Origin of the sequence: Ramlibacter henchirensis, from assembly GCF_004682015.1 — a bacterium.
GTDB lineage: Bacteria > Pseudomonadota > Gammaproteobacteria > Burkholderiales > Burkholderiaceae_C > Ramlibacter > Ramlibacter henchirensis.
This window is the reverse complement of the sequence record NZ_SMLM01000001.1, coordinates 1,464,699-1,482,104: the sequence shown is the minus strand read 5'-3', so window position 1 is coordinate 1,482,104 and position 17,406 is coordinate 1,464,699. Positions and strand designations below refer to the sequence as shown.

Here is a 17,406-nt window from a genome sequence, read left to right as displayed (position 1 = left end):
TCAGGTGTGTGCATCTGGCGCAGAGGCAAATCCGTTCTGCCGCCACGCTTCGAACACGCTCACCGCGACGGCATTCGACAGGTTGAGGCTGCGCTGCCCGGCGCGCATCGGCAGCTTCAGCCGCTGCTCCGGCGGGAAGCTCTCGAGCAGCTCAGGCGCGAGGCCGCGCGTCTCGGCGCCGAACACCAGCCAGTCGCCGGGTGCGAAGCGCACGTCGTAGACGCGGCGCGTGCCGTGGGTGGTGAGCGCGAACATGCGTTGCGCATCCGGGTGCTCCGCCTGCAGGAACGAAGCCCAGTTCGCATGGCGCCGCACGTCGGCGTACTCGTGGTAGTCCAGCCCGGCGCGGCGCATGTGCCGGTCGTCCATGGAGAAGCCCAGCGGCTCGACGAGATGCAGCGTGCAACCGGTGTTGGCGGCCAGGCGGATCACGTTGCCCGTGTTGGGCGGGATCTCGGGCTCGACCAGGACGATGTGGAACATGGGCTCAGGTGTCTTCGGTGCGGGCGATCACGACGGCGGCGACATGCGCTGCGCCCGCGGCACGGAACACGTCCGCCAACGCATGCAGCGACGCGCCGCTGGTCATCACGTCGTCGACCAGCACGATGTGTTGGCCGCGCACCTCGTGCGCACGCGCCGGCTCCAGCGCGAACGCATGCCGCACGTTGGCCAGCCGGGCATCGCGATCGAGCTGCGCTTGCGGCGGCGCTTCACGCAGGCGCAGCGCGAGTGTCGGATCTGCCTTGAGCGGCGAGAGGCGGCGCGCGAGCTCGTGCGCCTGGTTGAAGCCGCGCGTTGCGAGACGCGCGGCAGACAACGGCATCGGCACCAGCCGGTCGGCGGCCGCGACGCAGACCCGGATGGCATCGACGCCCAGCAGCAGCCGCGCGAAGCTGTCGGCCCAGCCCGCCTCGCCCGAGAACTTGAACCGGCCGATCAGGCCGGCCCAGGGGTACGCGTAGCTCACCGCGGCGTGGCAGGCGTCGAGCGGGGGCGTAGTGCGCAGGCAGCGACCGCAGGTCTCGACGCCCTCGGGCAACGCCAGCGCGCAATGGCGGCAGCGTTGCCGCGGCGACGCGAACTGCGCCTGGCAAGACGCGCACAGCGGCCGCGCCGGCCAGGCGTGGCAGACCTCGCATTGCGCGGGAGTGGCGGCCGCGAGGCCTCGCACGAGCTGGGCGAACATGGCCGGTCAATATACTTTCCTGTGCCCGGCGAGCATCCCCCCACCCTTGATCCCATCGCCGCGGCGCGCTGGCGGCGCGTCGCCCCGCCGCGGTCCCCCTGGCTGCATGAAGAGGTCGCGCGCCGCATGGCGGAGCGGCTCGAATGGATCAACCTGGCGCCGCAGGCCTGGGCGCATTGGGAGCCGGTGCGCGGCGGCCTCGCGGTGCAGCCGGCGCTGGAGCAGCGCTATCCGCAGGCCGAATGCCTGCTGGTCGAACCGGAACCTGCGCGGTTGACCCCTGTGAGGGCCGCCCTCGAGCGCCCGTGGTGGCAGCGCTGGGGCGGCCCGCGGCGGCGCATCGTAGAAGAGGTCGCCGAAGGAGCGGTGCAGATGCTGTGGGCCAACATGGCGCTGCATTTCGCGCTCGAGCCGCAGGCGCTGATGGCGCGCTGGCACCGCGCGCTGGCCACCGACGGTTTCCTGATGTTCTCGTGCTTCGGTCCGGACACGCTGCGCGAGCTGCACGCTCTCTATCGTGAGCTGGGCTGGCCGCCTGCCGGGCCGCAGTTCACCGACATGCACGACTGGGGCGACATGCTGGTGGCCGCCGGCTTCGCCGAACCGGTGATGGACATGGAGCGGCTGACGCTGACCTGGGAAACGCCGCAGCGGCTCATCGAAGAACTGCGCGAGCTGGGCGCCAACCTGCATCCGCGGCGCTTTCCCGCCTTGCGCGGCCGGCGCTGGCGCGATCGGCTGAATGAGGAGCTGGCCGCCCGGCTGCGCGGGCCCGACGGGCGGCTCGCGCTGACCTTCGAAATCGTCTACGGCCACGCGATCCGGCCCGCGCCGCGGCTGCGCGTGCAGCCGCAAACTTCCGTATCCGTTGACGACATGCGCGGCCTGCTGCGCGGTGGCCGCAAGCCCCCGCAATAGTCGCCTGCACGCGGGAGGCGAAGGTCAACGCGGCTACAATGCCCGGTTGTTTTGTGGACGTCACCGTCGATGCCGGTTTTTCGTTTCGCGACAGTCCAGGGCCAGGCGATCGTCTGGTTTTTGAAGCGCAACTGCTCGGTCACACCGGCCCAGCTGGGCTGGTTCTATGCCTCGCTTTGCGTCGTGTCGCTGGCGATCGCCACGCTCTTCTGGCTGCAAGGCGCGACCCTGGTCCTGCCGTTCGCGTGGCTGGAGCTGGGCGCCGTCGGACTGGCCTTCCTGGTCTATGCGCGGCACGCCGCCGACGGCGAGCGCATCAGCCTGCAGGACCGGCGGCTGGTGGTGGAGCTGGAGAGCGGGGGGCACCTGCACCGCACCGAGTTCGATCCCACGTGGGTGCGCGTGGAGCCGCGGGCGGATCGCCGGTCGCTGATCGAGGTGTCGGGGCGCGGGCGTTCCGTCGTGGTCGGGCGCTACGTGCGTCCCGAGCTGCGGCCGCTGCTGGCGCAGGAGATCAGGAGCGCCCTGCGCGAGCGGGTCGTGGCCCCGTGAGGGCGGACGGATTTGTGATTGAGTAGATCGGAACCGAGAACGATGAAGAGCCTTTCGAAGATGCCGGCGGTCCTCGCGGGCGCGCTGGCGGCCGGCGCGGCCCATGCCGCCGTCAACGACCTGCCCGGCGGGCCGGCGGTGCGCCAGTTGAACCTGCACGCGGCGGCCACCCGCATCGCGGTCGAGCAGGCCTGGCTGCACTGGTTCATGCTGATCACCTGCACGGTGATCTTCATCCTGGTCTTCGCGGTGATGTTCTATTCCATCTGGAAGCACCGCAAGGCGGTGGGCCACAAGGCGGCCAACTTCCACGAGTCGGTGACGGTCGAGGTCATCTGGACGCTGATCCCGTTCGTCATCGTGATCCTGATGGCGCTGCCGGCCACCAAGGTGCTGGTCGCGTCCAAGGACACCAGCAACGCCGACGTGACCATCAAGGCCACCGGCTACCAGTGGAAGTGGGGCTACGACTACCTCAACGGCGAGGGCTCCGGCCTGTCCTTCCTGTCCACCCTGGACAGCACGCACCGCGAGATCTCCAACGCCGGCGCCAAGGGCGACGTGCCCGACAACTACCTGCTCAAGGTCGACAACCCGCTGGTGGTGCCCGTCAACAAGAAGGTCCGCATCATCACGACCGCCAACGACGTGATCCACGCGTGGGGCGTCCCGGCCTTCGGCATCAAGCAGGACGCCATCCCCGGCTTCGTGCGCGACACCTGGTTCCGCAGCGAGAAGACCGGCGACTTCTACGGCCAGTGCTACGAGCTGTGCGGCAAGGAGCACGCCTACATGCCGATCCATGTCAAGGTGGTCTCGGCGCAGGAATACACCGCCTGGGTCAACGAGCAGCAGAAGAAGATGGCCGCCAAGATGGACGACCCGGGCAAGGTCTGGACGCTGACCGACATCGTGGCCCGCGGCGAGCAGGTCTACAACAAGAACTGCGCGGTGTGCCACCTGCCCACCGGCGCGGGCGCCGGCGCCAACAAGCCGCTGGCCGGCTCGCCCATCGTGACGGACACCGACAAGACCAAGCAGATCGCGATCGTGCTGAACGGCCGCAACGCCATGCCGGCCTGGAAGCAGCTGTCCGACACCGAGATCGCGGCGGTGATCAGCTACACCAAGAACGCATGGACCAACAAGACCGGCCAGGTGGTCCAGCCGGCCGACGTGCTGGCGCAGCGCGGCAAGTAAACACAAGGCATCCCGAGGAAACCCCATGAGCGCAGTTCTCGATCCCCACGGCCACGCGCACGGGCACGACGACCACCACGACCATGCCCCCGTCGGCTGGCGCCGCTGGGTCTACGCCACCAACCACAAGGACATCGGAACGCTCTACCTGCTGTTCTCGTTCTTCATGCTGATGTTCGGCGGCCTGCTCGCCATGGGCATCCGCGCCGAGCTGTTCCAGCCCGGCCTGCAGCTGGTGAACCCGGAGATGTTCAACCAGCTGACCACCATGCACGGCCTGATCATGGTGTTCGGCGCCATCATGCCGGCGTTCGTGGGCTTCGCGAACTGGATGATCCCGCTGCAGATCGGCGCGGCGGACATGGCGTTCGCGCGGATGAACAACTTCAGCTTCTGGCTGCTGATCCCCGCGGGCCTGATGCTCGTCGGCTCGTTCTTCATGCCCGGCGGCGCGCCGTCGGCCGGCTGGACGCTGTACGCGCCGCTGACGCTGCAGATGGGCCCGTCGATGGACGCCGGCATCTTCGCGATGCACATCATGGGCGCCAGCTCGATCATGGGCTCGATCAACATCATCGTGACCATCCTCAACATGCGCGCGCCCGGCATGACGCTGATGAAGATGCCGATGTTCGCGTGGACCTGGCTGATCACGGCCTACCTGCTGATCGCGGTGATGCCCGTGCTGGCCGGCGCGATCACGATGACGCTGACCGACCGCCACTTCGGCACCACGTTCTTCAACCCGGCCGGCGGCGGCGACCCGGTGATGTACCAGCACATCTTCTGGTTCTTCGGCCACCCCGAGGTCTACATCATGATCCTGCCGGCCTTCGGCATCATCAGCCAGGTCGTGCCCGCCTTCTCGCGCAAGCGCCTGTTCGGCTACGCCTCGATGGTGTACGCGACCAGTTCGATCGCCATCCTGTCGTTCATCGTCTGGGCGCACCACATGTTCACCACGGGCATGCCGGTGACGGGCCAGCTGTTCTTCATGTACGCGACCATGCTGATCGCGGTGCCCACGGCCGTGAAGATCTTCAACTGGATCGCGACGATGTGGCAGGGCTCGATGACGTTCGAAACGCCGATGCTGTTCGCCGTCGGCTTCATCTTCGTGTTCACCATCGGCGGCTTCACCGGCCTGATCCTGGCCATGGCGCCGATCGACCTGCTGCTGCAGGACACTTACTACGTCGTGGCCCACTTCCACTATGTGCTGGTGGCCGGCTCGCTGTTCGCCCTCTTCTCGGGCTTCTACTACTGGTCGCCCAAGTGGACCGGCGTGATGTACGACGAGACGCGCGGGAAGATCCACTTCTGGTGGTCGCTGATCTCCTTCAACGTCACCTTCTTCCCGATGCACTTCCTCGGGCTGGCCGGCATGCCGCGCCGCTATGCCGACTACCCGATGCAGTTCGCCGACTTCAACCTGTGGGCTTCGCTCGGCGCCTTCGCCTTCGGCCTAGCCCAGGTGTACTTCTTCATCTTCGTGGTGCTGCCCGTCATGCGCGGCCGCGGCGCGCCGGCCGGCCAGCGCCCCTGGAATGATCCGAACGGCCGCGGCGCCGAAGGCCTCGAGTGGGAAGTGCCGTCGCCGGCGCCCTTCCACACCTTCGAAGTGCCGCCCAGGCTGGACGTGACCGCGACGCGCGTGCTGGACGCGGTGCCGTCGTCGGTCAACCGCAACGCCGGTGCGGCCCACTGAAGCCGCAAACACCGTGACGAGCGAAGAGCAGAAGAAAGCCAACCGCCGCCTGGGCCTGATCCTGGCGTCGGTGGCGCTGGCCTTCGGCATCGGCTTCGTGGCCAAGCTGCTGCTGATCGGAGGCTGACGCCGTGGGCCTGAAGGCGGAAAACCGGAGGATGGTGCGCAAGCTGGCGGTGGTCGCCGCCGGCATGTTCGTCTTCGGCTACGCGCTGATCCCGATCTACAAGCACATCTGCGAACTCACCGGCATCAACATCCTCGCGCTCGGCGAAAAGCAGGTGCCGGGCGGCTCCACCGCCGCGGCCAACACGCAGATCGACCGCAGCCGCACCATCACGGTGGAGTTCGATGCCAACTCGCGCGGCCCCTGGCAGTTCAAGCCGCAGAAGGCGTCGATCCAGGTCCATCCGGGTGAGCTGGCCACCGTGATGTACGAATTCGAGAACGTGCAGGACCGCCGCATGTCGGCCCAGGCCATCCCCAGCTACGCGCCGCGCCAGGCCGCCGCGCACTTCAACAAGCTGGAGTGCTTCTGCTTCGAGCAGTACACGCTCGAGCCGGGCGAGAAGAAGCAGTGGCCGGTGGCTTTCGTCATCGATCCCAAGCTGTCCAGCGACGTGACGACCATCACCCTGTCCTACACCTTCTTCGAGGTGGGCGCCAAGACGCCCCAGGCGCCGCAGGCCGCCGCGCCTGCCCAGCGGAGCGGAGAGCGTGGATGAGCGTGTTGCGCACGATGCGCGCGGTGGCCTGGTCGTTCCTGGGCATCCGCAAGCGCAGCGGCCTGGAGGAGGACATGCAGCGCCTCAACCCGCTGCACGTGGTGGCCGTGGCGCTGGTGCTGGTGGCGCTGTTCGTGGCCGGCCTCATCGCCTTGGTCAACTGGATCGTCTGAGCGTCGGAACAGGGATCGCGTAGCGATCGCAAAAGAATCGAAAGCAGGAGTCGAGAAAACATGACACCCACCACCGGCGGCACCGCGCCGTACTACTTCGTTCCGCATCCCTCGCGGCATCCGTCGTTCGCGGCGCTTGGCCTGCTGTTCGTCATCTTCGGGGCGGCGCAGTGGATCAACGGCGCCGACTGGGGCAAGTGGCTGGTCCTCGCCGGCATGCTGTGGCTCTTCGGCGTGCTGTTCCAGTGGTTCCGTGACGCCATCCGCGAGAGCGAGGGCGGGCAGTACGGCCGCAAGATCGACCTCTCGTTCCGCTGGAGCATGAGCTGGTTCATCTTCTCGGAGGTGATGTTCTTCGGCGCGTTCTTCACCGCCTTGTGGTGGATGCGCTCGCACTCCGTGCCTGCGCTAGGCGGCCTGGACAACGCGCTGCTGTGGCCCGACTTCAAGGCGGTATGGCCCAGCGTCGCGCCGGGCGCCACCGCGTCGCCGGCCGGCATCATCGATCCTTTCCAGACCATGGGCCCGCTGTGGCTCCCGACCATCAACACGGCGCTGCTGCTGTCCTCGGGCGTGACGCTGACCATCGCGCACCATGCGCTGATCGCCAACAAGCGCGCCAAGACGATCCTGTGGATGTGGATCACCGTGATCCTCGGCGCCGCCTTCATCTGCGTGCAGGGCTACGAGTACTTCCATGCCTACACCGACCTGAACCTGAAACTGTCTTCGGGCGCGTACGGCTCCACCTTCTTCATGCTCACCGGCTTCCACGGCTTCCACGTGATCGTGGGCATGCTGATGCTGCTGTTCATCACGCTGCGCCTGATGGCGGGCCACTTCACCCCGCAGCGCCACTTCGGCTTCGAGGGCGCGGCGTGGTACTGGCACTTCGTGGACGTGGTGTGGCTGGGCCTGTACACGCTGGTCTACTGGACCTGAGGACGCGCGAGCACGAAGCACAAGGCGCCCCGCGGGGCGCCTTGTGCTTTGCAGGAGGCCGGTGCGTTCAGGCGCCGGCGGGAATGCCCGTCGGATTGATGTAGCCCAGCTTCCAGGCCAGCAGCAGGCACAGGAACAACAGGATGGAAAAGCCCACTCGGAACGCCAGCGCCCGCGCCATGCCGGCGGACTTGGGCTTGCCTTCCTGGTCGCCGCGCAGCATGAAGAACAGGGCCGTGCCGAGGCTGGCGATGATCGCGATGAAGCCCAGCACCACGAGATTTTTCATGGCGCCGATTATCCGGTGCGGGGCATGACGGGCTGGCGCTTCTGGGCCGCCACGCTCGCGGCAGTCCTGGGCATCGGCGCCACGTTCGCGCTGGGCATGTGGCAGCTCGGCCGCGCCCACCAGAAGGAGGCGCTGGCCGATGCAGTGTCGACGCAGAAACGGCTGACACCCCTTTCGCAGGCGGAGTTCCTCTCGGGTGAGCGCCACTCCGCGGTGTACCGGCCCGTGCTGCTGCGAGGCCGCTGGGTCGCCGAGCACACCGTGTTCCTCGACAACCGCCAGATGGGCGGCAAGGTCGGCTTCTACGTCGTGACGCCGCTGAAGCTTTCGGGATCGGACGCCGCGGTGCTGGTCCAGCGAGGTTGGGCGCCGCGCAACTTCGTCCAGCGCGAGCAGTTGCCCGTCATCGAGACCCCGGCCGGCGAGGTGGAGGTGACCGGCCGCATCGCCCCGCCGCCGGCCAAGCTATACGAGTTCGGCCCAGCCGGCGCCGGGCCCATCCGGCAAAATCTCGACCTGACGCCGTTCGCGGCCGAAACCCGCCTGAAGCTGCTGCAGGACGTGAGCGTGCAGCAGACCGGGCCCGCCTCGCAGGGGCTGCAGCGCGACTGGCCCGAGGCGGGCGCCGGCCGCGGCCCCGAAACCAACTACGGCTACGCCTTCCAGTGGTGGGCCTTGTGCGGCCTGATCGCCATCCTCTATGTCTGGTTCCAGTTCATCCAACCCCGCCGCCAGGCCCGACAGGTTTGACCAGCCGCTGGACCTGACCGTCCATTCGCTGCCCGGCCCGCGCGAGGTCGAGGAAGCGCAGCGCACCGCGCGCGGCCGCTTCAAGATGTTCGTCGTGATGCTGATCTGCGCCGCGCCGGTCATCGCGTCCTACTTCACCTATTACGTGCTGCGCCCGGAAGGTCGCCGCAGCTTCGGCGAGCTGATCGAGCCGCAGCGGCCGATGCCCGCGCTCGCGGCCTCGACGCTGGACGGCCAGCCGGTGCCGCTGCCGGAGCTCAAGGGCCAGTGGCTGCTGGTGAGCGTGGGCAGCGGCGCGTGCCCGGCGCTGTGCGAGAACCACCTGTACCTGCAGCGCCAGATGCGGGAGGCGCTCGGCAAGGACAAGGACCGCGTCGACTGGGTCTGGTTGATCGACGACGCGGCGCCCGTGCGTCCCGAGCTGCGGCCCGCGCTCGCACAGGCGACCGTGCTGCGCGTGCCGCGCGAGCGGCTGGCGCAATGGCTGCAGCCCGCCGCCGGCGCAGCCCTGGACGAGCACCTGTACGTGGTGGACCCGCTCGGGCACTGGATGATGCGCTTTCCGGCCCGCCTGGATCGCGAGGGCGCGGCCAAGGCCAAGCGCGACCTCGAGCGGCTGATGCGCGCCTCCGCGGGCTGGGACCAGGCCGGAAGGACGCGATGACGGCACTGGTCGACCTGTCCCCCGTGCTGCGCCTGATGCTGCTGGGCATCGTGGTGGCGCTGGGGCCGCTCGCCTGGCTGTGGCTGCGCAGCCGCAAGGCCGCGCCGGCGCGGCGCCTTGCCATGCTTACGGGGCTGACGCTGTTCCTCACGTTCGACCTGGTGCTTTTCGGCGCCTTCACGCGCCTGACCGACTCGGGCCTGGGCTGCCCGGACTGGCCGGGCTGCTATGCGAGCGCCAGCCCCTTCGGCGCGGTGGAGCAGATCAGCGCCGAACAGGCCCAGATGCCCACCGGCCCGGTCACGCACACCAAGGCGTGGATCGAGATGATCCACCGCTACCTGGCGATGGGCGTTGGTGTCCTGATCCTCACGCTGGCAGCCGCCACCTGGACGCTGCGGCGTCACCATGTGCTGCCGGTGAGCCCCTGGTGGCCGACCGCGAGCCTGGCGTGGGTCTGCCTGGTCGGCGCTTTCGGCGCGCTGACCGTCACGATGAAGCTGTTCCCCGCGATCGTGACCTTGCACCTGCTGGGCGGGCTGGTGCTGCTCGCGTTGCTGTGCCGCCAGGCCGTGGAGTACCGGCACGCGCAAGGCGCATCGGCGCGGGTCGGGCTGGGCGCCGGCCTTCGCGCGCTGCTGCTGGCGACGTTCGCTGCCGTGTGGCTGCAGGTGGCCCTGGGCGGCTGGGTGAGCACCAATTACGCGGTGCTGGCCTGCACGGACTTTCCGACCTGCCACGGCCGCTGGTGGCCCGAGATGGACTTCGGCCAGGCGTTCGACATCTGGCGTCCGCTGGGCGTCACTTCCGACGGCGGCAACGTGAGTTTCGCGGCGTTGACGGCGAAGCATTACGTGCACCGCCTGGCCGCCTATGTCGTGCTGCCCTTGCTGTTCGCGACGGCCTGGCAGCTTCGTGCGGCGCTCCCCCGGCAGGCCCGCGTGCTGGCGGCGCTGGCTGCGTGGCAGCTGCTGAGCGGGTTGTCGAATGTGGTGCTCGGCTGGCCCCTTCTCGGAGCGCTCGCGCACACGGGCGGGGCCGCGGCGCTGGTGGTGGTGCTGACCTGGGCGCTGTGCGAGAGCCGCGTGGTGCGTGGCGGCGAGCCGAGCGTGGCGGGCTTGCGGATCGCGCCCGGCAAGGAGCTCGGGACATGACCCGCTTCGCCCAGTTCTACGCCCTCACGAAGCCCCGGGTCGTCCAGCTGATCGTGTTCTGCGCCGTGATCGGCATGGTGCTCGCCGTGCCCGGGGCCCCGAGCGCCGAAGACCTGCGTATCGCGGCCTTTGCGGCGCTGGGCATCTGGCTCGTGGCCGGCGCGGCCGCGGCGTTCAACTGCCTGATCGAGAAGGGCATCGACGCCAAGATGCGGCGCACCGCCTGGCGCCCCACGGCGAAGGGCGAGCTGTCCGATTCGCAGACGCTGATCTTCTCGGCCGTGCTGTGCGCGCTGGGCTGCGCGCTGCTGTACGTCAGCGTGAACCCGCTCACGATGTGGCTCACGTTCGCGACGTTCGTGGGCTATGCGGTCATCTACACCGTGGTGCTCAAGCCGCGCACGCCGCAGAACATCGTGATCGGCGGCGCCTCGGGCGCCATGCCGCCGGTGCTGGGCTGGGCCGCGATGCGCGGCGACGTCGGGCCCGAAGCGCTGGTGCTCTTCCTCATCATCTTCCTGTGGACGCCGCCGCACTTCTGGGCGCTGGCGCTGTACCGCGTCGAGGACTACCGCAAGTCGGGCCTGCCGATGCTGCCGGTGACGCACGGCAGCGAGTTCACCCGCCTGCAGATCCTGCTGTACACGCTGGTGCTGTTCGCCGCCTGCCTGCTGCCCTTCGCGATCGGGATGAGCTCCTGGCTGTACCTGCTGGCGGCGCTCGCGCTGAGCGCCGGGTTCACCTGGTACGGCTTCCGGCTCTGGCGCGAGTATTCTGATGCGCTCGCGCGCAAGACCTTCCGCTTTTCCCTCATCCACCTGAGCGTGCTGTTCGCCGCGCTCCTGCTGGACCACTACCTGCTGTAAGGTGACGCCATGGACCGACGCCACGCCCTTCGACTGATCGCCGCCGGCGCGCTGCCCGCCACGCTCGCCGCGTGCGGGGAGCGCAAGCCACAGTTCACCTCCGTCGACCTGACCGGCGCCGAGTACGCGCGCGACTTCCAGCTGCCCGACACCGAAGGCAAGGTGCGCAGCCTGAAGGACTTCCGCGGCAAGGCCGTGGTGGTGTTTTTCGGCTTCACCCAGTGCCCGGACGTGTGCCCGACAACGCTGGCCGAGATCGCGCAGGCCAGGCAGCTGCTCGGCCCCGACGGCCAGAAGGTGCAGGGCGTCTTCATCACCATCGACCCCGAGCGCGACACGCCCGAGGTGCTCAGGGCGTACGTCAACAACTTCGGCGCGGACTTCGTGGCCCTGCGCGGCTCGCCCGAGCAGACGGCGGCCGTCGCCAAGGACTTCAAGGTCTACTACAAGAAGGTGGAAACCAAGACGCCGGGCAGCTACACGATGGACCACTCGGCCGCCAGCTTCGTCTACGACCCGCAGGGCCGCCTGCGCCTGTACTCCCGCTACGGCAGCGGCCCGCAGGCGCTGGCCAACGACCTCAAGCAGCTGCTGCAGGCCTGAGCGCCGTGGTGCAGCACCTGCTGCAACGCCGCGGCGCCGCGCGCATCGCGCTCATCCCGCCCGAGGTGCTGGAGGCCCTGAACGAAGGCCTGCTGCCGACCGTCAACCTCAACGAATTCCTGGCGCTGGACCTGGCGCGCCTGGCGTGCAATGTGGCCCGCGACATCGGCCTGGACCCGCAGGCCGAGCGACTGCAGGACACGCTCGCGATGCTGGGCTCGTTCAAGCCGATCCGGCGGCACGACCATGTCGCGCTGGCGCTGTACGACCTCACCGCGGCGCATCCGGAGCGAGACCGCATCGCGCACGCGCTGGCCACGCACCCGAGCGACGTCGCGCGATCCTGGGCCGCGCAATGGATCGCCTGCTCCGGGTTGTCGCTGCCGGCCAAGCTGGCTGCGGTGCGGAGGTTCGCCATCGACCCGCATTTCGGCGTGCGCGAGATGGCGTGGTTGGCGCTGCGCGCGGAGGTGGTGCGGGATCCCGATGCCGTGGTCGCGCTGCTGCGCGATTGGGTGCTAGATGCCGATCCCAACGTGCGCCGCTTCGCTTCCGAACTCACGCGCCCGCACGGCGTCTGGTGCCCTCCGGTGCCGGCGTTGAAGGCAGAGCCCTGGCGCGCGTTGCCGCTGCTGGAGCCGCTGAAGTCGGATCCGAGCCTCTACGTGCGCAACTCCGTGGCCAACTGGCTCAATGACGCGAGCCGCACGCAGCCGCAGTGGGTGGAGCAGCACTGCGCCCGCTGGCGCCGCGAATCGAAAACGCCGGAAACGGCTTACATCGTTCGCCGGGCCCTCAGGACCTTGAACAAGTCCGCGACCCAGGAGGACTAGAGCATGCGGATCTGCTTGCGGGAGTCCGGCTTCACCGATGCGGCCGCAGCAAGCGTCCACTGCAGCGTCGCGGCCGCGTCGGGCTGCTCACCGGGCAGCATCGCGACCACGACCTGAAGACGCAACGTCAGCTCCGGCGGCAGCGCCTGCGAAGGCCTCAGTCCGCTAGCCACCACCTGCTGCGCGCGGGCGTTGGCCTGGTCGCTGTTGGCCGGTCCTTCCAGCAGCAGCGCGAAGTCGCGCTCGTCCACGCGGGAGGCGAGGTCCACGTCGGCGGCGCAGCGGCGAAGGTGCGACGCCGTGACGACCAGCGCGCGATCCAGCATGTCGCGGCCGTACTCGCTCAGGATCCAGTCGTAATTGGCCAATCGCACCACCAGCAGGGCGCAGGGGTGCTTCTGCCCGCGCGCGCGGCGCAGCGCCGCGTCCAGGCGATGCAGCAGGTGGCGCCGGTCGGCCAGGCCGGTGAGCGTGTCCGTGTGAGGCAGCGCGGACGCGCGCAGCTGCGCCTCGCGCCGGCGAGCCCCGCGGCGGCTGAGCGCGTAGAACAGGATCGGCATCTCCACCGCAGCGCCCAGCGCCAGGCCGTAGCGGGTCAGGAGGCTGTTGGGCACCAGCCCGAAACCGCGCGCGATCGGGAACAGCGCCATCACGAGCACCGGGACGAAGCCCAGGGCGATGATGCGGATCTCGGCGTCGTCGCCCTTGCGCCAGACCAGGCCGATCAGCGCGCAGACGAGCACCAGCGACAGGGCAGTGAGGCCGAGCCTCGTGAGCAGGATGGCGCGGCTCGGAAACCAGGTGTCCAGGATCACGGCCACCAGCAGCGCGAGGATCAGCGCCCACACGAGCTGGTTGAGCCATCGCGAGAACCGGGCCGGCTCCGTCACCACCTGCACGAACCACAAGGCGGCCACTGCCGATAGTCCCGGCAGCAGGAACGTGGACAGGGCGTTCCACTCCAGCGCCTGGTTCCACAGGTGCTGCGCGCCCACCCCGAGGTACGCCGCCTGGCCGAGGGTGAACACGATCAGGTACGTCGCGTACGACGCGAAGTTGCGGTCCCGGTAGGTCGCCGCGTTGGCCAGCGCCACGAGTGCGAGCAGCACGGCGACGCCGAAGTAGCCGCCCATGAGGAACTGCTCGATCTCGCGCACTTCCAGCAGCCGGCTCTGGCTTTGCAGCGTGAGCTCGGCGCCGAAGTTGACACGCTCGTGCTCGATGCGAACGAGGTAGCTGACCGCCTTGCCGCTCGGACGCGCGAGTTCGAAGGTGGGGACGCGGCCGGGCACCGGCCATTGCGACACGGGGACGCTGTCACCCGCTTCCTGCGCGCGCCAGCGGCCGTCTTCGGTGCGGTGGAACAGCTGCACGCGGTCGATGCCGGACGAGCCGATCGTGAGATACCAGGCTTCGCTCCCCCGCACTTCCGCATCAAAGCGCACCCAGAGCGCCTGCCCGTCCAGACGGTGCTGCATCCCGGGAGAGCGCACGGCCCAAGGGGTGTCCGCGGCCTGTCGCTCCAGTTCGTCGGGCGTCTTGGTCCGGTCCGGGTCGACCCAGTACACGGCGCGGCCCTCCAACGGCGCGCTGCCCGGCTCGGGCCCCAGCGTCAGCGGCAAGGGCAGGACCTGGCAGATCGCCGGCCCGGCGATGAGGAGAAAGCAGGCGCACATCAAGTCGCGCCCATGGATGAGCAAAAACCGCACGGGGCGAGTTTCTCAGCCCATCCGTGACGCAGCCCTGACGGCGTGGTGCGCCGCAGACGCAAAAAAAGCCCGGCAGCGCCGGGCTTGAGGAAAACTGCCGCGGAAGGATCAGGCGTAGGCGGCCAGGGCCTTGCGCATCTTCTTCATCGCCGCCGATTCGATCTGGCGGATGCGCTCGGCCGACACGCCGTACTCGGCGGCCAGCTCGTGCAGCGTCATGCCGCCGGAACCGTCGTCGTTCACCTTGAGCCAGCGCTCCTCGACGATGCGGCGGCTGCGCGCATCGAGCTCTTCCAGGGCGGCGGCGATGCCGTCGGTCGCCATCGCGTCGCGCTGCTGCGACTCGAGCACGGCCGTAGGCTCATGGCTGGCGTCGGCCAGGTAGGCGATCGGCCCGAAGGCTTCCTCGCCATCGTCGCTGGGCGAAGGGTCCAGCAGGACGTCGCCGCCGGACATCCGCGTTTCCATCTCGATGACTTCTTCGCGCTTGACGTTCAGCTCACGCGCCATCACGTCGATCTGCGCGTCGGTCAGCGTCTCGCGATGGGTCTGCGCGTCTTCCTCGTCCTTGAAGCCCTGCTTCATGGACCGCAGGTTGAAGAACAGCTTGCGCTGGGCCTTGGTGGTGGCCACCTTCACCATGCGCCAGTTCTTCAGGATGTACTCGTGGATCTCGGCCTTGATCCAGTGCAGGGCGTAGCTCACCAGGCGCACGCCCTGGTCGGGATCGAAGCGCTTGACCGCCTTCATCAGGCCGATGTTGCCTTCCTGGATCAGGTCGCCGTGGGGCAGGCCGTAGCCCAGGTACTTGCGCGACACGGACACGACCAGCCGCAGGTGCGACAGCACCAGCTTCCCGGCCGCTTCCAGGTCGTTCTCATCCTTGTACTTGCGCGCGTAGTCGCGCTCCTCCTCGGCCGTGAGCATCGGCAGGCGGTTGACCGCCGAGATGTAGGCGTCGAGGTTGCCCAGCGACGGAACGACCGCCCACGGGCTGGCGACTGCCAGCGCGCCGCCGGAGGCTGCAATCGAGGCTGTCATACGGGGTGATCCTTTCATCTTGGCCGTCATGTTAGCACTCGGTTAGAGGGAGTGCTAAGCCGTCAGTTCAATGCTCGCCATAGGGCGAACTCATGACCGGCGTGGGACTCGGTCAGGCGCCCGGGGGTTCCCGAGCTCGTCAGAAAGCTAAGACTGACCTAAGAATTGCAGAGAGTGTGCGCAAACATTCTACCAGCGGATGCCGAGCTTGCGGAACAGCAGGGCCAAGACGAAAAGCGGACCTACCCAGAGGTACTGCAGGTCCTCGAAGAAGGACGGCTTCCTGCCTTCGATCTTGTGGCCGACGAACTGGGCGATCCAGGCCAGCACGAACACGACCGCGGAAATCGGCAGGACGTACCGCCCCATCGCATGCACCAGGGTCAGCCCGATGACGGACAGCACAGCCATCGACAACAGGAACACCAGCGACAGCCGTGCGTAATAGACGAGGCTGGCCGCGACGAAGGCGTAGGCCACCCAGGGATGGATCGCGGCGAGCAGGCCCAGCAGGCTGAGCATGATGAGCGGGATGGCCACGCAGTGGATCGCCTCGTTGCCCGGGTTGCGGTGGCTCTCGGCGTAGTGGGCGAGCAGGGCGTCCACGCGGCGCGGGGCGGCGCCTGCCGTCGGTTCGGTCATGGTCTGCATGTCGGTCTCCTGTCTCTTTGGAACAATCGATCGTCCGGGGCGGGACCCCTTGGAAATGTATATGTACATCCTCAGCCTGACCACGACTGTCGCGAACCGGAACGACGCCGAGCGCCTGGCCCGGGCGCTGCTGGAGCAGCGCCTGGCAGCCTGCGTGCAGCTGGACGAAGGCGTGCAGTCGCACTACCGCTGGCAAGGCGCCTTGTGCGCCGAAACGGAAGTGCGCCTCACGATCAAGACGCTGCCCGCGCTCGTGACCCGCCTGCAGGCCTTCATGGGCGAGCAGCATCCCTACGAGGTGCCGCAGCTCCTGTGGCACATCATGGCCGCGAGCGAGGGCTATGCGGACTGGGTGCGCGGCGAGGTCGAAGCGGGCTAGCGCACCACCAGGCGCGCCGGGCCGGCCGCCACTTCGCCGATCTCGGCGGCGTCGGCGAACCCGTGCTTGCGGAAGACGGCCAGCACGTCGTTCACCGCATCAGGCGTGCACGACACCAGCAGCCCGCCGCTGGTCTGCGGATCGGTGAGCAGGGCCCGGTCCGTGGCCCCGAAGCTCCCGGGCAGCTTGACCTGCTCGCCGTAGCCGGCCCAATTGCGCCCGGACGCGCCGGTGACGTGGCCGGCGTCCGCCAGCTGCGCGACACCGGGCAGCAGCGGCACGCGGCGCCAGTCGACGGAGACCGTCAGGCCCGCGCCGCGCGCCAGTTCCAGCGCATGGCCGGCCAGGCCGAAGCCGGTGACATCGGTGAGCGCGTGGACGCCTTCCATCGCGGCGAGGTCCGGCCCGGGCGTGTTCAGCTGGGTGGTGGTGGCGATCATCCGCTGGTAGCCGCCCGCATCCAGCGCCTCTTTCTTCAGCGCCGCCGACATCACGCCGACGCCGAGCGGCTTGCCGAGCACCAGCCGGTCGCCGGCGCGCGCGTCGGCGTTGCGCCGGACCTTGCGCGGATGCACCAGCCCCAACGCGACCAGCCCGTAGATCGGTTCGACCGAGTCGATGGTGTGACCACCTGCGATGGGAATGCCCGCGGCGCGGCAGACCGACTCACCGCCCGCGAGGATGCGTCCGATCGTCTGCGTGGACAGCACGTTGACCGGCATGCCCACCAGCGCCAGCGCCAGGATCGGCCGGCCGCCCATCGCATAGACGTCGGAGATGGCGTTGGTGGCCGCGATGCGGCCGAAGTCGTGGGGATCGTCCACGATCGGCATGAAGAAATCGGTGGTCGCGACGAGCGCCTGTTCGTCGTTCAGCTGGTAGACCGCCGCGTCGTCGGCGGTCTCGATGCCCACCAGCAGCTGCGGCGGCATCGGCAGCCGCGCGGAGTTCTTCAGGATCTCGGACAGGACGCCGGGCGCGATCTTGCAGCCGCAGCCGCCGCCGTGCGAGAGCGAGGTCAGCCGCGGTTCGGCCGGCGCCGAAGAAGGAGGGTTCATCG

At 68.7% G+C, this 17,406-nt stretch carries 22 protein-coding genes; 15 read left to right on the top strand and 7 right to left on the bottom strand.

The features are described 5' to 3' along the window. The gene (gene trmL, locus EZ313_RS07335) at positions 1–483 is read right to left on the bottom strand and encodes a tRNA (uridine(34)/cytosine(34)/5-carboxymethylaminomethyluridine(34)-2'-O)-methyltransferase TrmL (RefSeq protein ID WP_135262527.1); all 483 of its coding nucleotides are present in this window, start codon (positions 481–483) and stop codon (positions 1–3) included. A 4-nt stretch (positions 484–487) separates the two neighbouring features. Next, on the bottom strand, positions 488–1,189 hold the full coding sequence (locus EZ313_RS07330) for a ComF family protein (RefSeq protein WP_135262526.1): 702 nt from the start codon (positions 1,187–1,189) through the stop codon (positions 488–490). 21 nt (positions 1,190–1,210) lie between these two features. Between EZ313_RS07330 and EZ313_RS07325 the strand changes: the two genes are divergently transcribed. From EZ313_RS07325 to EZ313_RS07295, 8 genes are all read left to right on the top strand, one after another. After that, positions 1,211–2,107: a biotin synthase gene (locus tag EZ313_RS07325; RefSeq protein ID WP_135262525.1), complete on the top strand. Its 897-nt coding sequence runs from the start codon at positions 1,211–1,213 to the stop codon at positions 2,105–2,107. Between the two features lie 69 nt (positions 2,108–2,176). Then, positions 2,177–2,659, top strand: a complete 483-nt coding sequence (locus tag EZ313_RS07320) for a DUF2244 domain-containing protein (protein WP_135262524.1) — start codon at positions 2,177–2,179, stop codon at positions 2,657–2,659. A gap of 42 nt (positions 2,660–2,701) precedes the next feature. After that, entirely contained in the window at positions 2,702–3,859 is a 1,158-nt protein-coding gene (coxB, locus tag EZ313_RS07315; protein ID WP_135262523.1) for a cytochrome c oxidase subunit II, read from the top strand. A gap of 25 nt (positions 3,860–3,884) precedes the next feature. Then, positions 3,885–5,567 (top strand): cytochrome c oxidase subunit I, encoded by a 1,683-nt coding sequence (ctaD, locus tag EZ313_RS07310; protein ID WP_135262522.1) that lies wholly within the window; start codon positions 3,885–3,887, stop codon positions 5,565–5,567. Positions 5,568–5,580: 13 nt separating this feature from the next. Beyond that, entirely contained in the window at positions 5,581–5,694 is a 114-nt protein-coding gene (locus EZ313_RS23580) for a cytochrome oxidase small assembly protein (protein WP_240788549.1), read from the top strand. 31 nt (positions 5,695–5,725) lie between these two features. Beyond that, positions 5,726–6,292, top strand: coding sequence for a cytochrome c oxidase assembly protein (locus EZ313_RS07305; RefSeq protein ID WP_420849300.1), 567 nt, complete (start codon positions 5,726–5,728; stop codon positions 6,290–6,292). Next, a complete protein-coding gene (locus EZ313_RS07300; RefSeq protein WP_135262520.1) occupies positions 6,289–6,465 on the top strand; it encodes a DUF2970 domain-containing protein in 177 nt (58 codons plus the stop codon). Before EZ313_RS07305 ends, EZ313_RS07300 begins: the two co-directional genes overlap by 4 nt. A gap of 60 nt (positions 6,466–6,525) precedes the next feature. After that, positions 6,526–7,407, top strand: coding sequence for a cytochrome c oxidase subunit 3 (locus EZ313_RS07295; protein WP_135262519.1), 882 nt, complete (start codon positions 6,526–6,528; stop codon positions 7,405–7,407). Positions 7,408–7,474: 67 nt separating this feature from the next. On the opposite strand, the gene EZ313_RS07290 is transcribed toward EZ313_RS07295, so the two are convergent. After that, entirely contained in the window at positions 7,475–7,696 is a 222-nt protein-coding gene (locus EZ313_RS07290) for a twin transmembrane helix small protein (RefSeq protein WP_205960345.1), read from the bottom strand. Between the two features lie 24 nt (positions 7,697–7,720). On the opposite strand from EZ313_RS07290, the gene EZ313_RS07285 reads away from it, so the two are divergent. Genes EZ313_RS07285 through EZ313_RS07260 form a run of 6 tightly spaced genes read left to right on the top strand, consistent with a single transcriptional unit; the run spans position 7,721 to position 12,566 of the window. Continuing rightward, positions 7,721–8,446: an SURF1 family protein gene (locus tag EZ313_RS07285; RefSeq protein ID WP_135262518.1), complete on the top strand. Its 726-nt coding sequence runs from the start codon at positions 7,721–7,723 to the stop codon at positions 8,444–8,446. Next, positions 8,397–9,110 carry an SCO family protein gene (locus EZ313_RS07280; protein ID WP_135262517.1) on the top strand — a complete coding sequence of 238 codons (714 nt, stop codon included), beginning with the start codon at positions 8,397–8,399 and terminating at the stop codon, positions 9,108–9,110. Before EZ313_RS07285 ends, EZ313_RS07280 begins: the two co-directional genes overlap by 50 nt. Continuing rightward, complete coding sequence (locus EZ313_RS07275) at positions 9,107–10,264, top strand: COX15/CtaA family protein (protein ID WP_135262516.1); 1,158 nt, start codon at positions 9,107–9,109, stop codon at positions 10,262–10,264. Before EZ313_RS07280 ends, EZ313_RS07275 begins: the two co-directional genes overlap by 4 nt. Next, positions 10,261–11,130 (top strand): heme o synthase, encoded by an 870-nt coding sequence (cyoE, locus tag EZ313_RS07270; protein ID WP_135262515.1) that lies wholly within the window; start codon positions 10,261–10,263, stop codon positions 11,128–11,130. The genes EZ313_RS07275 and cyoE overlap by 4 nt, the downstream gene beginning before the upstream one ends. A gap of 9 nt (positions 11,131–11,139) precedes the next feature. Continuing rightward, on the top strand, positions 11,140–11,733 hold the full coding sequence (locus EZ313_RS07265; RefSeq protein WP_135262514.1) for an SCO family protein: 594 nt from the start codon (positions 11,140–11,142) through the stop codon (positions 11,731–11,733). An 8-nt stretch (positions 11,734–11,741) separates the two neighbouring features. After that, on the top strand, positions 11,742–12,566 hold the full coding sequence (locus tag EZ313_RS07260) for a DNA alkylation repair protein (RefSeq protein WP_240788548.1): 825 nt from the start codon (positions 11,742–11,744) through the stop codon (positions 12,564–12,566). On the opposite strand, the gene EZ313_RS07255 is transcribed toward EZ313_RS07260, so the two are convergent. The 3 genes from EZ313_RS07255 to EZ313_RS07245 all read right to left on the bottom strand — a co-directional run bounded on the left by EZ313_RS07255 (position 12,563) and on the right by EZ313_RS07245 (position 15,967). Beyond that, positions 12,563–14,275 (bottom strand): sensor domain-containing diguanylate cyclase, encoded by a 1,713-nt coding sequence (locus EZ313_RS07255; RefSeq protein ID WP_135262513.1) that lies wholly within the window; start codon positions 14,273–14,275, stop codon positions 12,563–12,565. The two genes, EZ313_RS07260 and EZ313_RS07255, sit on opposite strands and share 4 nt — an antisense overlap. A gap of 108 nt (positions 14,276–14,383) precedes the next feature. Next, positions 14,384–15,316, bottom strand: coding sequence for an RNA polymerase sigma factor RpoH (gene rpoH / locus EZ313_RS07250; protein WP_135262512.1), 933 nt, complete (start codon positions 15,314–15,316; stop codon positions 14,384–14,386). Between the two features lie 189 nt (positions 15,317–15,505). Next, positions 15,506–15,967 (bottom strand): Mpo1 family 2-hydroxy fatty acid dioxygenase, encoded by a 462-nt coding sequence (locus EZ313_RS07245; protein WP_135262511.1) that lies wholly within the window; start codon positions 15,965–15,967, stop codon positions 15,506–15,508. A 61-nt stretch (positions 15,968–16,028) separates the two neighbouring features. On the opposite strand from EZ313_RS07245, the gene cutA reads away from it, so the two are divergent. Continuing rightward, the gene (gene cutA, locus EZ313_RS07240; protein WP_240788547.1) at positions 16,029–16,346 is read left to right on the top strand and encodes a divalent-cation tolerance protein CutA; all 318 of its coding nucleotides are present in this window, start codon (positions 16,029–16,031) and stop codon (positions 16,344–16,346) included. On the opposite strand, the gene selD is transcribed toward cutA, so the two are convergent. Then, a complete protein-coding gene (gene selD / locus EZ313_RS07235; RefSeq protein WP_135262509.1) occupies positions 16,343–17,404 on the bottom strand; it encodes a selenide, water dikinase SelD in 1,062 nt (353 codons plus the stop codon). The two genes, cutA and selD, sit on opposite strands and share 4 nt — an antisense overlap. Positions 17,405–17,406: the final 2 nt, after the last annotated feature.

Bases quoted from the DNA above. Each gene is read 5' to 3' on its own strand.
- trmL (WP_135262527.1), bottom strand. From the start codon at position 483: ATGTTCCACATCGTCCTGGTCGAGCCCGAGATCCCGCCCAACACGGGC.
- EZ313_RS07330 (WP_135262526.1), bottom strand. From the start codon at position 1,189: ATGTTCGCCCAGCTCGTGCGAGGCCTCGCGGCCGCCACTCCCGCGCAA.
- EZ313_RS07320 (WP_135262524.1), top strand. From the start codon at position 2,177: ATGCCGGTTTTTCGTTTCGCGACAGTCCAGGGCCAGGCGATCGTCTGG.
- coxB (WP_135262523.1), top strand. From the start codon at position 2,702: ATGAAGAGCCTTTCGAAGATGCCGGCGGTCCTCGCGGGCGCGCTGGCG.
- ctaD (WP_135262522.1), top strand. From the start codon at position 3,885: ATGAGCGCAGTTCTCGATCCCCACGGCCACGCGCACGGGCACGACGAC.
- EZ313_RS07305 (WP_420849300.1), top strand. From the start codon at position 5,726: ATGGTGCGCAAGCTGGCGGTGGTCGCCGCCGGCATGTTCGTCTTCGGC.
- EZ313_RS07300 (WP_135262520.1), top strand. From the start codon at position 6,289: ATGAGCGTGTTGCGCACGATGCGCGCGGTGGCCTGGTCGTTCCTGGGC.
- EZ313_RS07295 (WP_135262519.1), top strand. From the start codon at position 6,526: ATGACACCCACCACCGGCGGCACCGCGCCGTACTACTTCGTTCCGCAT.
- EZ313_RS07290 (WP_205960345.1), bottom strand. From the start codon at position 7,696: ATGAAAAATCTCGTGGTGCTGGGCTTCATCGCGATCATCGCCAGCCTC.
- EZ313_RS07285 (WP_135262518.1), top strand. From the start codon at position 7,721: ATGACGGGCTGGCGCTTCTGGGCCGCCACGCTCGCGGCAGTCCTGGGC.
- EZ313_RS07280 (WP_135262517.1), top strand. From the start codon at position 8,397: ATGTCTGGTTCCAGTTCATCCAACCCCGCCGCCAGGCCCGACAGGTTT.
- EZ313_RS07275 (WP_135262516.1), top strand. From the start codon at position 9,107: ATGACGGCACTGGTCGACCTGTCCCCCGTGCTGCGCCTGATGCTGCTG.
- cyoE (WP_135262515.1), top strand. From the start codon at position 10,261: ATGACCCGCTTCGCCCAGTTCTACGCCCTCACGAAGCCCCGGGTCGTC.
- EZ313_RS07265 (WP_135262514.1), top strand. From the start codon at position 11,140: ATGGACCGACGCCACGCCCTTCGACTGATCGCCGCCGGCGCGCTGCCC.
- rpoH (WP_135262512.1), bottom strand. From the start codon at position 15,316: ATGACAGCCTCGATTGCAGCCTCCGGCGGCGCGCTGGCAGTCGCCAGC.
- EZ313_RS07245 (WP_135262511.1), bottom strand. From the start codon at position 15,967: ATGCAGACCATGACCGAACCGACGGCAGGCGCCGCCCCGCGCCGCGTG.
- cutA (WP_240788547.1), top strand. From the start codon at position 16,029: ATGTACATCCTCAGCCTGACCACGACTGTCGCGAACCGGAACGACGCC.
- selD (WP_135262509.1), bottom strand. From the start codon at position 17,404: ATGAACCCTCCTTCTTCGGCGCCGGCCGAACCGCGGCTGACCTCGCTC.